The organism is Sulfitobacter indolifex, assembly GCF_022788655.1.
GTDB classification, from domain to species: Bacteria; Pseudomonadota; Alphaproteobacteria; order Rhodobacterales; family Rhodobacteraceae; genus Sulfitobacter; species Sulfitobacter indolifex.
On record NZ_CP084951.1, the window covers coordinates 3139828 to 3154484 of the forward strand.

The following is a 14657-nucleotide window of genomic DNA, read 5'->3' on the forward strand; positions in this document are numbered from 1 at the left end:
TCGCGCAATCCGCTAAATCGCCGGACTGCTTTGACCTGCCCATAGGTGACTATGCCCATCTGCGTCTTCGACATATATAACGACGGCACCGCGCAGGTGCCCGAAGACGACGGCCTGACCGGGCCGGGGCGCTACCGTTGGTGGCATTATGACCTGTCCGACCCGGCGCTGGAGCCGTGGCTTGCCACACATCTGCCCGCGATCCCCGCGGGCGCGTTGCTGCAACCTGAGACCCGCCCGCGCTGCGATGAGTACGAAGACGGGCTGATCCTGAACCTGCGCGGCATCAACCTGAACGAAGGACAGCAAGCCGATCAGATGGTCTCGATCCGCATGTGGGTGACGGATGCTGTGGTCATCACCGTACGGATGCGCCGGGTCTTTGCCATTGATGAGCTGCGCACACTGGCCACCGAGAACAATGCCCCGCGCCAGCCCTCGGCCTTTCTTGAGGCGCTGGTCTCAAGACTGACCGCGCGGGTCCAGACCGAGGTCGCCCGGCTTGCCGACCGTACCGCATTCTATGAGACCGACCTCGAAGACCTCAGCACCCTACCGCCCAAGGACCTGCCCGTCACCCGCCGCAGCACGATCAAACTAGAACGCTACCTCGCGCCGCAGCGCAGCGCGCTTGAGCGGCTGGCGGAACTGGATTTGCCGTTGGTGCCAGAGGTTGATTCGATGAAGCTGCGAGAGTTGGCCAACCGCACCGCCATCGTGGTGGAGGAGCTTGACGCGCTGCAAGAACGCATCGTCACCGTACAGGACGAACACGATAATCAGGTCGCCCAACGCCAAGCGCGGCACGGTTATGTCCTGTCCATCGCGGCGGCGGTCTTTCTGCCCTTGGGGTTTCTCACCGGGCTTTTTGGTGTGAACGTTGGGGGGATGCCGGGCGTGGATGATCCGCGCGCCTTTGCCATCCTTTGTCTCGCTATGGTGGGGCTTGCCGCGATCATGCTGGCGATCTTAAAGTGGCTCCGCTGGCTATAGTCCCCTCGGAAACAGACTGTTCCGCCGTTTCCATGCCATGAACGATCCCTGCAAAGACCATGAGACTGTCTTGCCTCTGCCCCGTTCCTGCCCGAATTGCCGCCCATATCTGATCCCAACAAGATTAATGCGAAGGGACAGGCAATGGACCGCCTTACGGAAATGGAAGCGTTTGCCACAGTAGTAGATCAGGGCGGTTTTACCGATGCCGCCAAGAAGATGGGGATCTCGAAATCCGCTGTCTCGAAACATGTGTCGTCACTCGAAGCCCGCCTCGGCGCGCGTCTGCTGAACCGCACCACCCGGCGCGTATCGCCGACGGAAATTGGCCTTGCCTACTACGACCGTGCCCGCCGGGTCTTGAATGATGCAGGCGAAGCCGATGCACTGGTAACGTCGATGCAATCGGCGCCCTCGGGCCTGTTGCGCATCTCGGTGGCGACGGATTTTGGTGTTAATCATCTGTCCCCTGCGCTGTCAGAGTTCCTTTCGGACTTCCCCGACATCACGGTGAACATGGTTCTTAACAACCGCTATGTTGAACTGATCTCAGAAGGTTTCGACATGGCCGTGCGCATCGGAGAGTTGGAAGACAGCACCCTGCGCGCCCGCAAGTTGACCGAGACCACCAAGCGGATGATCGCCAGCCCCAAGTATTTCGAACAATACGGACGGCCGGAAAAGATCGATGATCTGAACAATCACAAGCTGCTGCATTACTCGAACCAATCGTCGGGTAATGTCTGGAAACTGACTGCCCCCTCGGGTGAGAAGCGTCAGGTGCGCACGGCCGGTTGGCTGTCGGTGAATGACGGGCAAAGCCTGCTCAATGCCGCCATCTCGGGGCTGGGCATCGCTTACCTTCCCAGCTTTCTCTATGCCGATGCGATGGAAAAGGGCTTGGTCGAAGACGCGATCCCCGAACTGCCGCTGGAAACTCAAGGCATCTATGCCGTCTACCCGCCGGGGCGCTTCACCCAGCCCAAGGTCCGCGCCTTTATCGACTTTTTGGTGCATGAGTTTGCCGAGAAAGGTCCGACCGTCTGGTAAGCGGCAAAACAAAACACACTGAACAAGCGGCCCCCACACGAGGGCCGCTTTTCTATTCCGCGGCAGCGCGCTATCTGTCCCGCCATGAATACTATGCGTGACACCTACGCCCAGCTTGTTGCCGAGGGCAAACTGCAATCCGATCCGGCCCAAGAGGCGGTGATGGAGGAGTTTGACCGCATCCGCGATGCGCTCGCCAAACCCGTCAAGAAGGGCCTATTTCGAAAAGCGCCCGAGCCGCCCAAGGGGCTGTACCTCTGGGGTGGCGTTGGGCGCGGCAAATCGATGCTGATGGATATGTTCGTGGCGCATCTGCCTGATATCCCGGCGCGGCGGGTGCATTTCCACGCTTTCATGCAGGAAATCCACAACGCCATGCACGAAGTCCGCAAGACCGGCGTGGACGATGCCATTGCCCCGGTGGCCCGCGATGTGGCCGACGACGTACGCCTGCTGGCCTTCGACGAAATGCAGATCACCGACATTACGGACGCGATGATCGTGGGCCGCCTGTTTGAGGCGCTCTTCGCTGCGGGCGTCGTGGTCGTGACCACATCGAACCGCCTGCCTGATGACTTGTATAAAAACGGCATCAACCGCGAAGTCTTTGTACCCTTCATTGAGCAGATCAAAGAGCGGATGGTGGTGCATGAATTGGTCAGCCCGACTGACTACCGCCAAGACCGACTTGCGGGCTCGCAGGTTTATTTCACCCCGGTGAACGCCGAAAGCCGCGCTGCGATGGATGCGGTTTGGGACGATCTGGCAGGCACCGAAGGCGAGCCGCTGACGCTGCATGTAAAGGGCCGCGAAGTGGTGGTTCCTGCGTTTCACAATGGCATGGCCCGTGCGGGGTTCCATGCGCTTTGCGGCAGACCCTTGGGCGCTGCGGATTACCTTGCGCTGGCGCAAAACGTGCGGGTGCTGCTGCTGGACAACATTCCCAGCCTTGGCCGATCAAACTTTAACGAGGCAAAACGCTTCGTCACCCTGATTGATGCGCTTTATGAGGCGAAGGTCCGGCTGATCTGTTCCGCGGCTGCCGCGCCTGAAATGCTTTACCTCGAAGGCGAAGGCACCTTTGAATTTGAGCGTACCGCCTCACGACTGCGCGAAATGCAAAGTGACGATTGGGGGCGTTAACCGCCCGCCATCACCAGATCAAGAATCGCTGATCGACTGCATATGCAAGTCATTGCCCTGCAAAATAGGGTGATAAGGCCGCTCGACCTCATAAAGCCACCACAGGCCGCCAGCGATAATCGCGACACCTATGGCCATGAAGATAAATTGATATTTCCGTGCACCGTCCTGATCGTGACGCGCCGGTTGGATAAAATTGCGCATGGGACACCTCGGTCAAATTCGAAAGGAAAGACTTCCTCAGACCAAGGTACACCACATCTGCACCGCACAGCAGCGGGGCACCCAAATATGGTTAATTAGACGCTTTCCCGCAACACGCTACCGGCAAGGTAGAGTGAGCCACAGATCAACACACGCGCATGGGGTTCGCGGGCGATAATTGCCTCCAAAGCGGCAGTAACACTCTCGGCTTCGGCGGCCTCAAACCCCACCTCTCGCGCCGCTTTCGCCGTCGCTTGGGCGGGCAAAGTTGCCGCCTCTCCGGGAATGGAAACAGCGGTGAGGCTTGCGGCCTCGGCGGCCAAGGGGCGCAGGTATCCGGCGATGTCTTTGGTGTTCAACATCCCACAGATCAGATGCGTCGGGCGCTTGGGCATTGCAGCCAGCGCCGCAGCCAAGGCCTGCCCTGCTGCGGGATTGTGTCCGCCATCCAGCCAAAGCTCTCCCTCGGGCGCTTTGCGTGCCAGCGGCCCAGCCGACAGCCGCTGCATCCGCGCAGGCCATTGCGCCTGCGTCACGGCAGCCTCGCAAGCGTCAGCCGCAATACCAAGCTGCCGCAGCGCCGCCAGTGCTGCGCCTGCGTTCATGATTTGGTGATCGCCCAGCAGGTTGGGGCGCGGCAGATCGAGCAGACCGGTCTCATCTTGATAAACCATCCGCCCGGCCTCTGGCCCGACGTGCCATTGCTGCCCATAGGCCAAAAGCGGCGCGCCGAGTTTGGCGGCGCGGTCTTCGATAACCTCAAGCGCGGCCTCTTCTTGTGGGCCAACCACACAGGGCACAAGGCGTTTGATAATGCCGGCCTTCTCGCCCGCAATCTCCGCCAGTGTTTCGCCCAAATACTGCTGGTGATCGACTGAAACCGGGGTGATGACTGTCAGCACCGGATCAATCACATTGGTTGCATCCAAGCGCCCGCCGAGCCCCACTTCCAGCAGCGTGAAATCTGCTTTGCTGCGCGAAAAGGCGAGGATCGCGGCGCAGGTGGTGATCTCGAAATAGGTGATCTCTTCGCCACCGTTGGCGGCGTGGCACTCGTCCAGCACGGCGGCCAGATCGGGTTCGGAAATCAGCTCTCCGGCCACTCGGATACGCTCATGAAAGCGCGCCAAATGCGGCGAGGTATAGGCGTGGACCGTTTTGCCCGCTGCCTCTAGCCCCGCGCGGATCATCGCTTGGGTCGACCCCTTGCCATTGGTGCCCGCAATATGGATCACCGGCGGCAGGTCGTTTTGGGGATTGCCCAACGCCTCTAGCAGCCGCCACATCCGGTCCAGCGTCAGATCGATGATCTTTGGATGCAGCGCCATCATCCGTTCAAGGATGACGTCCGATGAAGGCGTGCTCATTTCTTTTTAGGCGTGTCGGCGGGAAGGTCCGCGGCCGCCTGAACGGCAGCAGCCGCCTCGGCCACTTCCACTTCTGCGGGCGCGGGCAGATCGCCACGCACAGCAGGGGTCAGCCCCAGCAACATCCGCGTAATGGTGATCAACTCATCACGCATCTCGGTCCGCTTGGTCACGCGGTCGAGCATGCCGTGATCAAGCAGATATTCAGCACGCTGGAAGCCCTCGGGCAGCTTTTCGCGGATCGTTTGCTCGATGACACGCGGGCCGGCAAAACAAATCAGCGCATTCGGCTCAGCGATATGCACGTCGCCCAGCATCGCATAGGACGCGGTGACGCCGCCCGTCGTTGGGTGGGTCAGTACGACGATATAGGGCAGCCCGGCCTCTTTCAGCATCTGCACGGCCACGGTCGTGCGCGGCATTTGCATCAGGCTGAGGATACCCTCCTGCATTCGCGCGCCACCGGCGGCGGAGAAAAGCACCAGCGGACGTTTCAGCTTCACGGCTTCTTCTGCAGCGGCGATGATCGCATTGCCGACATACATGCCCATGGAACCGCCCATGAAGGAGAAATCCTGCGCACAGGCAACGATCGGCGTGCGGCCCATCTCGCCTGTGACGACCAGCATGGCTTCATGCTCGCCCGTCTGCTTTTGCGCGGCTTTCATCCGGTCGGGATAGCGCTTCTGGTCTTTGAAATGCAGCGGATCGGGCGTCGGTGCAGGCACCTTCACCTCGGTAAAGATACCGCCGTCAAACAGCGCCTTGAACCGCTCACGCGGGCTGATGTGCATGTGGTGGCCGCAGTTGGTGCAGACATTCAGATTGTCCGACAGTTCGCGGTGAAACAGCATGGTGCCGCATTCATTGCACTTGGTCCACAGGTTGTCCGGTGTCTCGCGGCGCGAGAAAATCGAGTTGATACGCGGACGGACGTAGTTTGTGATCCAGTTCATTGGCAGGCCTCTGCTGTGGTTCCGTTCCAGATAATCCCCGCATGGGGAAATTGCAATCAGCGGCGTATCGCCAGCCGCGCCGCCAACCACGAGACCAGCATAAGCGCGAAATCCACCGGCAACCATGTGCGCAACGCTGCCGCGTCATCCATCGAGAAGGGCGTAAGATAAAGCGCCAGCCCCGAAAGGTCATCCGGCAGAGAGACAATGAGAATGGCCGAGACATTGTTCCAAAGATGCACCGCGATGGCAGGGCCAAGCGAGCCGGACCGCGCTGTGAGGTCCGCCATCAATATGCCAAACACCCCCGCCCAAAGCGCAACCATCAGCGCATTCTCCCCCGCCTCGGCAGGCAGGTAGTGACCAAGCGCGAAGAGCGCCGAGGGCAGCACCATCCAAATGAGCGGAGACTTAAACCGCGCCGCCAGTTGTTGCTGCACATAGCCGCGAAAAACGATCTCTTCGGCGCTGACTTGCACCAGCACGGCCAGCAACGACAGCGGCAAGAGCAGCAGCCAGCGGTTCAGGGGAAGGTTTGGCGTCAGTTCACCGCCCATGTCCCATGGCGGCAGGATCAGAAGCACCGCCCCAAGGGCCAGCATGGCGATAGACACCGCGCGAAAACTTGGCCAAAGCCGCCCCGGCACGCCCAATAGGCGGCTCGCATTGCGCCGATGCACCACCCGCACGGTCACACCAACGGCCATCGCCATGGTCCCAAAGCTGAACAGCAACAGATACATGGCCTGCGGCGTGGCGCCTTTGAGCAGGTTGCCATGCAGCGACGTGGCTCCCGGCCCCGCGAAGGCATAGACCGTCTGAAAGTAAAACTCGTTCAGCGCGACATAGGCCACCACCGCCACGAACAACCCCAAGAAAAACCGCCAAAGCGCCGAGGACGGGCGCGCAGGCGCGACAAAGGCCGCATGGGCGCTGTAATCGGGCCGCCACTTCATGAGCGGCGCAGGTCGGATCGGGGATGGTTCTTGCACATCATATGCCGGGCTTTCACGCTTGCGTGCGGGTCTAAACGACCGCGCCAGAAGGTCAGAACCTATGCCCTAACACGCTGCGATACAACAGTTCCCCCGCCTCATACGCGCCAAAGCCTTGCAGCACCGCCCCTGCCCCTCTATTCCGTTCAAGACGTTTCAAGGAGCCCACCGATGTCCACCACCCCACGCTTCGACAAATCCCGGCTGCCCAGCCGCCACGTGACCGAAGGCCCGGCCCGCGCGCCGCATCGGTCTTACTACTATGCCATGGGCATGACCGAGCAAGAGATTCACCAGCCGCTGGTGGGCGTCGCCACCTGCTGGAACGAAGCAGCGCCCTGCAACATCGCGCTGAGCCGTCAGGCGCAGGCCGTGAAGATCGGTGTGCATTCCGAACAGGGCACGCCGCGCGAGTTTACCACGATCACCGTCACCGATGGTATCGCGATGGGCCACGAGGGCATGCGCTCCTCGCTCGCGTCGCGCGAAGCGATTGCCGACACGGTTGAGCTGACCATGCGCGGCCACTGCTATGACGCCATCGTGGGCCTCGCGGGCTGCGACAAATCTCTGCCGGGGATGATGATGGCGATGCTGCGGTTGAACGTGCCGTCGGTCTTCCTCTATGGCGGGTCAATCCTGCCGGGCAAAGCACCTGCCGGGGCCGATGTGCCCGAGGATTTCGCCAGCCGCGATCTGACCGTGCAGGACATGTTCGAAGCGGTGGGCCGGTTCCAGAACGGCACCATGTCGCAAGCAGCCCTCGACGTGCTTGAGCGCGTGGCTTGCCCATCGGCGGGCGCTTGTGGCGGCCAGTTCACCGCCAATACAATGGCCTGCGTCTCCGAGGCGATCGGCCTCGCGCTGCCCAACTCGTCCGGCATGCCCGCGCCCTATGAGAGCCGCGACGCCTATGCCGAGGCCTCTGGCGCGGCGGTGATGAACCTGATCGAAAAGAACATCCGCGCCCGCGACATCTGCACCCGCGAAGCCTTTGAAAACGCAGCGCGCATCGTGGCCTGCACCGGCGGCTCGACCAACGCGGGCCTGCACCTGCCCGCCATGGCGCATGAAGCCGGGATCGAGTTCTACCTCGAAGACGTTTGCGAAATCTTCCGCGACACACCCTATTTCGTCGATATGAAACCGGGCGGCGCTTATGTGGCCAAAGATCTTTACGATGCGGGCGGCGTGCCGGTGGTGATGAATGAGTTGCGCAAAGCGGGCCTCATTCACGAAGACTGCATGACTGCCACCGGCTACTCCATGGGCGAAGTGCTCGATCAGGTTACCCGCGAAGCAGACGGCAAGGTGATCCACTCGGTCGCCAATCCGATCAGCAAGACCGGCGGTGTCGTGGGCCTCAAAGGCAACCTCGCCCCCGAAGGTGCCATCGTGAAAATCGCGGGCATGTCTGACGAAGACATCGTCTTCACCGGCCCGGCACTGGTGTTCGAATGTGAGCAAGACGCTTTCGAAGCCGTGCAAAACCGCGCCTATTCCGAAGGCGACGTTTTCGTCATCCGCAACGAAGGCCCCGCAGGCGGCCCCGGCATGCGCGAGATGCTGGCCACCACCGCCGCGCTTTCGGGTCAAGGCATGGGCAAGAAGGTGGCGCTGATCACCGATGGCCGCTTCTCGGGTGCGACACGTGGCTTCTGTGTGGGTCACGTTGGCCCCGAAGCGGCGCATGGCGGACCGATTGCGCTGCTGAAAAACGGCGACATGATCACCCTTGATGCGATCAAAGGTTCCATCAGCGTCGACCTGAGCGATGATGAGCTTGCCGAGCGCCGCAAGGGCTGGGCTGGCCCGCGTGCCACAAACTACCAAAGCGGCGCGCTGTGGAAATACGCCAAACTTGTCGGCCCTACCTACCTTGGTGCCGTGACACATCCGGGCGCTCAGGCCGAGACCCATGATTACATGGACCTCTAAAAGCCCCTTTGCGGCGCTTGCGTTGCTGACCCTGTCCGCCTGTGAGGGCGGTCAGGGTTTTTCCCGTGGCGGCAGCCCCGTGGCGGAAGAGAAACCTTTGCGCCAAGCCATCCTTGCCGATGGGGCGGTGCAGGTGGTTCCCCCGCAAGGTTATTGCATCGATCCCAAAAGCCTGAAAAGCCGTTTCGCCCTGATGGCCCGCTGCGACGCGCTTGGATTGCCCGATGTCGTGACCGCCGCGCCTTTGGGCATACTGACCCTCGCGTTGCTCAAAGCCGAACCCGGCGCGCCCCTGCCGACGCCGCAGCAAGTGGCCAAAGCCGCTGGTTTGACGCAGGTCCAAGAGACTAGCAGCCCCGATGGGGCAACGATTTTCGTCGCGCAAGGGCCGGTGCCCGCCGAAGGCATGTCAGGCCGCCACTGGCGCGGCACAGCGCGGATCGGCGGCCACATCGCCAGCGTCACCCTTTACGGCGCGCCGAAAAGCCGCGCAGTTTCGGAAGAGGGGCGCGAATTGGTGGCTGATTTGATCCAGCAAAGCCGCGCCAAAAGCGACGGCCTTAGCGCCGGTTCCTGACCGCCCTGTTGTTTCCAATTTGGCAACACTGCCCGCCCCCGGAAACAATCGCCGGGCTATTTATTTGAACGAAACCTTTGCCTTGCATAGACTGCGGGAAAACGAGAGGCGCAGGTCTATGATCAACTTCCGCAGCGGCTATCTGGAAGGCAGGCTCTATGCCCGCGCGCTGCACCGTTGGGCACAGGTTGCGCGCAAAGCGGCGACGGCTGACCTTGCCACACTGCGCCGCCAACGCAACCGCGCGCGCCTACTGCGCGCGCATCTGGACCGGCTGATTCATCGCGCCGACGGGCGATTGGCGCTGCCCGTGATCGGCGCCACTGGCTTTCCCAAACCCCATAACGCCGATTGGGCATGGCGGCCCGAACTTTGGCGCGGGCCATTGCCCACGCCGGGCATCTCGGCGGTCGAAACCAAGTCGATGCTGGGCGGAGAAGTGACCCTTTTCCACGACTGCGACCAGTCGGAACTGACCCTGCGCCAATTGCGCAACCGGCGCGAAGCTGACCTCGCACCCTATGGGCTGCAACTCGACGTGTTCAAATTCGACGGGTCATTCCTATCGCTGGTGATCAATCTGCCCGATGATGCTGTTACCGGGCTGAAACGCCGCCATGTGATCCGCATGGATACAATCGTGCAACTGGAACACCCGCTTGAGCTTTTTGCCCGGCTCAACATCCGCCACGGCCCCAATACCGAACAGATTGTCCGCGAACTGCCCGCCGACAATGAGAGCATCAGCATTGAGTTTGATCTCGCCTATACCAACCTCAACGAAAAACGGATCGAAGCGGCGTGGATTGACCTGATCTTTGAGGGGCCGGATATGAACCAAGTCGTTCTACGCGACCTCACCTTCTCTCGCCGTCCCCGTGCCCAGATTTAGGATCCTGCGATGAGCCATTTCGTACTGACCAAGACCGTGCTGCGCCAGGGCGTCTGGCATGGCGTACTCACCGCCAAAGACGGGGCCGAAGCCCCTCAGATTACCGTATCACACCAAGGCACTGAACTCACTGAGGTGACGTTAACCGCTGCTGAGGCGGCGGGCGAATGGCATCTCTCGATCCCCATCCCGGCAGAGGTGATCGCCGATGGGGTGCAAACGCTGCTTATCACTGAACAGACCAGCGGCGCGCAACTGGGGCATGTAACCCTGATGGCGGATGAGGCGCTTGGCGACGACATCCGCGCTGAGATGGATCTGCTGCGCGCCGAGCTCGACATGCTGAAACGTGCATTCCGTCGCCATTGCCGCGAAACGGCGTGAAACCTACAGGCCGCGCTCCACGACATTAAGGACATCAACAAACAAAAAGGGCCCGCTGTCACCAGCGGGGCCTTTCGCATTTTGTCTTGAGAGATTTACTTGTTCGGACCCAAAGCCGACAGACCCTTGAGGATATCGATGGCATAGGCCAGTTGATAATCCTCTTCGCGCAGTTCAGCTGCAATGCGGGCCTTTTCGCGGTCTTCTTCGATCTGTTTGATCTGGTCGTCGGTCAAGCTGTCATTGTTCAACCGCCCACGCAGATCGGCTTCTGAGCGCAGGGGACGTGCCGACAATGCCTCGTCTTCCTCAGCCTCAGGTGCCGCAGGGGGCTGGGCCACGACGATGTCAGGCGACACGCCAAGCGCTTGGATTGAGCGGCCCGAGGGCGTGTAATACCGCGCCGTGGTCAGGCGCATGGCCCCGTCTCCGCGCAGCGGCATGACCGTCTGGACCGAGCCTTTGCCAAAGCTTTTGGTACCGATGACAATCGCGCGGCGGTGGTCTTGCAACGCACCGGCAACGATTTCCGAAGCCGAGGCCGAGCCGCCGTTGATCAGCACCACGATCGGTTTGCCCATGGCCAGATCACCCGGCGTGGCGTTCACACGGTCGCCATCTTCGATGTCGCGGCCACGGGTGCTGACGATCTCCCCTTCCTCAAGGAAGGCGTCCGACACGGCAATCGCCTGATTAAGCAAGCCACCGGGGTTGTTGCGCATGTCGATCACGATGCCGTTGATCCCATCGATCCCACCGGCGTCTTCGATCTGCTGCTCCAGCCCCTCTTTCATCTTGGGATAGGTCTGCTCGTTAAAGGTGGTCAGACGCAGCACGGCGGTTTGACCCACGGTGCGGGCGCGCACGGCGGTGAGCTGGATGGTATCGCGCACGATGGACACATCAAAGGGCTCAGGCTCGCCTTCGCGGACTACGGTGATGATGATCTCAGACCCAACCGGTCCGCGCATCATCTCAACCGCGTCATCAAGGCCAAGGCCCAGCAGGCTTTCGCCATCAACGTGGGTAATGAAATCACCGGCCTCAATCCCTGCTTCGGCGGCAGGTGTTTCGTCGATGGGCGAGACAACTTTGACGAAGCCCTCTTCTTGGGTGACCTCTATGCCCAGACCGCCAAATTCGCCGCGCGTCTGCTCGCGCATCTTCTCGGCGTCTTTGGGCGACAGGTAGGACGAATGCGGGTCAAGCGAGGTCAACATGCCGTTGATCGCGGCTTCGATCAGGTCACCGGGCTCGACATCTTCGACATATTGCGCGCGGATGCGTTCGAAAATATCGCCAAAGAGATCAAGCTGCTCGTAAACATTTGTGGTCTTCTCGGCCTCTTGCGCCAACAGGGGTCCGGCGATCTGTGTGGTTGCCACCACCCCCGCGACCGTGCCTGCAACGGCTGCCATCACGAATTTCTTCATCTGCTATCCATCCTTGTCGGTGCGGAACCAGTCTGCCGGATCCTGAGGTGTGTTGTCTTGCCTGACTTCTATATAGAGCGTTTCTGTCCGGTCAGTGCTAGTGCCTTCACCATTTGGTGACATGGCAGAACTTGTGCCGCTTTCTGGGCCGCCCATCAACCCGATGGGCGTGCCACCGGCAATCACCTGCCCGGCTTGTCCGTAAACGATATCCAACCCGGCCAGCACAAAAAGCGTATCAACCTGCGGCTCAAGGATCACGACATTGCCCAGATCCAGCAGCGGACCAACATAGCGGATCGTCGCCGCGGCAGGGCTGGTGACAATGGCGCGGGGGCGGGTGGCAAGGATCATACCGGGCCGGGTGACCCCAGCCGAATCCGTCTCTCCCGCCTTGCGCAGCACCAAGCCCTGTGCAGGCAAAGGCAATTCGCCCACCTGCCCCTCAAGGTTCACAGGGGCGGGCTCCTCCGTTCCGGTGGTAATTTGCGACAGACCGCTGGCAAAGCCCTCAAGCGTTTCGGTCGAAGCGATGAGAATCGCGGTCCGCACCGGGTCCTCGGTAAAGCGTGTGGGCAAATCGGTGCGGTTTGCCATGGCTTGATTAAGCGCGGTCCGGGCGCCTTGCACTTCCGTCAACCCTTGCTGCAAACGCTGCGCCGCATCCGTTTGCAGCGCCCGCAGGGTTTTGATGTCTTCGTAGTCTTGGCGGAGCGCATCGGCGCGGGCGTTAAGCGCGGGCGTCAGCTCGGCCAGCAGCATCCCGGCGCGGGCGGTGCCCATGGGCCCGTCGGGGTGGAGCAGCACCACCGGCGAGGGATCACCGCCGATGCTTTGCAAGACGCCCAGAAACTGTGCCACCTCGCCTTCGCGTGCCTGCAGCTTGCGGCTGAGTTGCGCCTCGTTGATCGCCGCCTGCCGCAACCCCGCGCGCATCGCCGCCAACCCGGCTTCGAAGGCTTGAATGGTCTCGGTCAACGCCTGCACCCGGTCGCGTGCGCCATCGGCTTGATCAAGCTTGGCCGACGCCGTCTCAAGCGCTGCCGAGGCGGCGCGCGCCTCAGCGGCGGCCTCTTCTGCCTGAGCGTGGGCCATCAGGGGCAAACAGGCGAATAAAACAGCCGCGGCGAAATGCTTCATGTCAGCAGGCTTTTCCCGGTCATTTCATTGGGCTGCGGCAGGCCCATCAGATGCAATATCGTTGGCGCAAGATCGGCCAGCCGCCCGTCACGCAAGGCGGCCCCTTCGGGCGCACCCACCACCACCACTGGCACGGGGTTAAGCGTATGCGCCGTATGCGCGCCGCCGGTTTCAGGGTCGATCATCATCTCGCAATTGCCGTGGTCCGCGGTGACAATCATTGCGCCGCCTGCTTTCTCCAGCGCTGTCAGCACCCGGCCCAGCCCCGCGTCCACCGACTCGCAGGCCGCGATGGCAGCATTCAGATCGCCGGTATGGCCGACCATATCGGGGTTGGCATAGTTCACCACGATCAGGTCATAGCCCGCCTCGATCGCCTGCACGAATTGGTCGGTCACCTCGACCGAGGACATCTCAGGCTGCAAGTCATAGGTCGCGACATCAGGCGATTTTGGCATGTTGCGGTCCTCGCCCTTCGCCGGGATTTCCACCCCGCCATTTAGGAAGAAGGTCACATGTGGATACTTTTCGGTCTCAGCCAGCCGGAACTGCCGTAGCCCATGCTGCGCCACCCAATCGCCCAATGTGTTTACGATATCGGGCTTGGGATACATCGTGGTCATATAGGCGGCGTGATCCTTGGAATATTCCGCCATGCCCATCAACGCCGCCCATTCGGGGCGCGGGCCAGTGTCATAGGCGTCAAACCCCGGCGCGCCGAGGGCGGCCATAATCTCCCGCGCACGGTCAGCGCGGAAGTTGAGGCAGAAAAGCCCGTCGCCCGAGACTGCACCTTTGTAACCATCGATAACCGTTGCGGCGATAAACTCGTCCGTTTCGCCTCGGTCGTAGGCCGATTGCACCGCCGCACGGGCGTTGGGCGCTGAACCGCCCTCCCCGCGCAGGATCGCGGCTGAAGCCTTGCCCACCCGATCCCATCGGTTGTCGCGGTCTAAGGCAAAATAGCGCCCTGTGACAGTGACGATGCGCACACCCTCTGGCAGCACCTCTTCCAACGCTGCAAAATAGCCAAGCGCCGACGAGGGCGCCACATCGCGCCCATCGGTCACCGCATGGATTACCACAGGCACCCCTGCCGCATCCAAGGCACGCGCCGCGGCGATCATATGGCTCAGATGCCCATGCACCCCACCGTCCGAGACGACGCCCATCAGATGCGCGGTGCCACCCGTCTCTTGCAGCTTCGCGATAAACGCGCGCAGCCGCGCATTCTCAGCAAAGCTGCCTTCCTCAATGGCCAGATCAATCTGGCCCAGGTCCATCGCAACCACCCGGCCCGCGCCGATATTGGTATGACCGACCTCGGAATTGCCCATCTGCCCGCGCGGCAGGCCAACGTCAGGGCCATGGGTGATCAGCTGGGCGCTTGGCCCCGCCTGCATGATCCGATCAAAATTCGGCGTCTTCGCAAGCAAGGGCGCGTTGCCCTCCGGCACCTCGCTGAGACCCCAGCCGTCAAGAATGCACAATACGACAGGTTTGGGGGCGCTCATCAGACTGCTTGCTCCGGTTGTCACTGGTTAGCGCCTTTTACCCCTTGTAGGCTGGCACTTGAACCACTTTG

14 protein-coding genes are annotated in these 14657 nt (G+C 61.5%); 7 read left to right on the forward strand and 7 right to left on the reverse strand.

The genetic code is table 11. The features are described 5' to 3' along the window. The first annotated feature begins 51 nt into the window (after positions 1 to 51). The 3 genes from DSM14862_RS15410 (at position 52) to zapE (ending at position 3186) form a co-directional block, all read left to right on the forward strand. Entirely contained in the window at positions 52 to 993 is a 942-nt protein-coding gene (locus tag DSM14862_RS15410; RefSeq protein WP_007118205.1) for a zinc transporter ZntB, read from the forward strand. A gap of 144 nt (positions 994 to 1137) precedes the next feature. Beyond that, positions 1138 to 2043 carry a LysR family transcriptional regulator gene (locus tag DSM14862_RS15415; protein WP_007118206.1) on the forward strand — a complete coding sequence of 302 codons (906 nt, stop codon included), beginning with the start codon at positions 1138 to 1140 and terminating at the stop codon, positions 2041 to 2043. Positions 2044 to 2127: 84 nt separating this feature from the next. Next, the gene (gene zapE / locus DSM14862_RS15420) at positions 2128 to 3186 is read left to right on the forward strand and encodes a cell division protein ZapE (RefSeq protein ID WP_007118207.1); all 1059 of its coding nucleotides are present in this window, start codon (positions 2128 to 2130) and stop codon (positions 3184 to 3186) included. Between the two features lie 18 nt (positions 3187 to 3204). Here the strand turns inward: zapE and DSM14862_RS15425 are convergent, their stop codons facing one another. The 4 genes from DSM14862_RS15425 to DSM14862_RS15440 all read right to left on the reverse strand — a co-directional run bounded on the left by DSM14862_RS15425 (position 3205) and on the right by DSM14862_RS15440 (position 6669). Further along, positions 3205 to 3390 (reverse strand): hypothetical protein, encoded by a 186-nt coding sequence (locus DSM14862_RS15425; RefSeq protein WP_007118208.1) that lies wholly within the window; start codon positions 3388 to 3390, stop codon positions 3205 to 3207. 95 nt (positions 3391 to 3485) lie between these two features. After that, positions 3486 to 4757 carry a bifunctional folylpolyglutamate synthase/dihydrofolate synthase gene (locus DSM14862_RS15430; RefSeq protein WP_007118209.1) on the reverse strand — a complete coding sequence of 424 codons (1272 nt, stop codon included), beginning with the start codon at positions 4755 to 4757 and terminating at the stop codon, positions 3486 to 3488. Next, positions 4754 to 5713: an acetyl-CoA carboxylase, carboxyltransferase subunit beta gene (gene accD, locus DSM14862_RS15435; protein WP_007118210.1), complete on the reverse strand. Its 960-nt coding sequence runs from the start codon at positions 5711 to 5713 to the stop codon at positions 4754 to 4756. Before accD ends, DSM14862_RS15430 begins: the two co-directional genes overlap by 4 nt. 56 nt (positions 5714 to 5769) lie before the next feature. Further along, on the reverse strand, positions 5770 to 6669 hold the full coding sequence (locus tag DSM14862_RS15440; RefSeq protein ID WP_007118211.1) for a CPBP family intramembrane glutamic endopeptidase: 900 nt from the start codon (positions 6667 to 6669) through the stop codon (positions 5770 to 5772). Positions 6670 to 6879: 210 nt separating this feature from the next. Here DSM14862_RS15440 and ilvD point away from each other — a divergent pair, with 210 nt between their 5' ends. The 4 genes from ilvD (at position 6880) to DSM14862_RS15460 (ending at position 10499) form a co-directional block, all read left to right on the forward strand. Next, positions 6880 to 8646, forward strand: coding sequence for a dihydroxy-acid dehydratase (ilvD, locus tag DSM14862_RS15445; RefSeq protein WP_007118212.1), 1767 nt, complete (start codon positions 6880 to 6882; stop codon positions 8644 to 8646). Beyond that, on the forward strand, positions 8627 to 9223 hold the full coding sequence (locus DSM14862_RS15450) for a hypothetical protein (RefSeq protein ID WP_007118213.1): 597 nt from the start codon (positions 8627 to 8629) through the stop codon (positions 9221 to 9223). The genes ilvD and DSM14862_RS15450 overlap by 20 nt, the downstream gene beginning before the upstream one ends. Positions 9224 to 9341: 118 nt before the next feature. Continuing rightward, positions 9342 to 10115, forward strand: coding sequence for a DUF6478 family protein (locus DSM14862_RS15455; protein ID WP_007118214.1), 774 nt, complete (start codon positions 9342 to 9344; stop codon positions 10113 to 10115). 9 nt (positions 10116 to 10124) lie between these two features. Then, complete coding sequence (locus tag DSM14862_RS15460) at positions 10125 to 10499, forward strand: hypothetical protein (RefSeq protein ID WP_007118215.1); 375 nt, start codon at positions 10125 to 10127, stop codon at positions 10497 to 10499. Positions 10500 to 10594: 95 nt separating this feature from the next. Here the strand turns inward: DSM14862_RS15460 and DSM14862_RS15465 are convergent, their stop codons facing one another. Genes DSM14862_RS15465 through gpmI form a run of 3 tightly spaced genes read right to left on the reverse strand, consistent with a single transcriptional unit; the run spans position 10595 to position 14586 of the window. After that, complete coding sequence (locus DSM14862_RS15465) at positions 10595 to 11932, reverse strand: S41 family peptidase (protein WP_007118216.1); 1338 nt, start codon at positions 11930 to 11932, stop codon at positions 10595 to 10597. Between the two features lie 3 nt (positions 11933 to 11935). Beyond that, on the reverse strand, positions 11936 to 13072 hold the full coding sequence (locus DSM14862_RS15470) for a murein hydrolase activator EnvC family protein (RefSeq protein WP_007118217.1): 1137 nt from the start codon (positions 13070 to 13072) through the stop codon (positions 11936 to 11938). Next, positions 13069 to 14586: a 2,3-bisphosphoglycerate-independent phosphoglycerate mutase gene (gpmI, locus tag DSM14862_RS15475; RefSeq protein WP_007118218.1), complete on the reverse strand. Its 1518-nt coding sequence runs from the start codon at positions 14584 to 14586 to the stop codon at positions 13069 to 13071. Before gpmI ends, DSM14862_RS15470 begins: the two co-directional genes overlap by 4 nt. Positions 14587 to 14657: the final 71 nt, after the last annotated feature.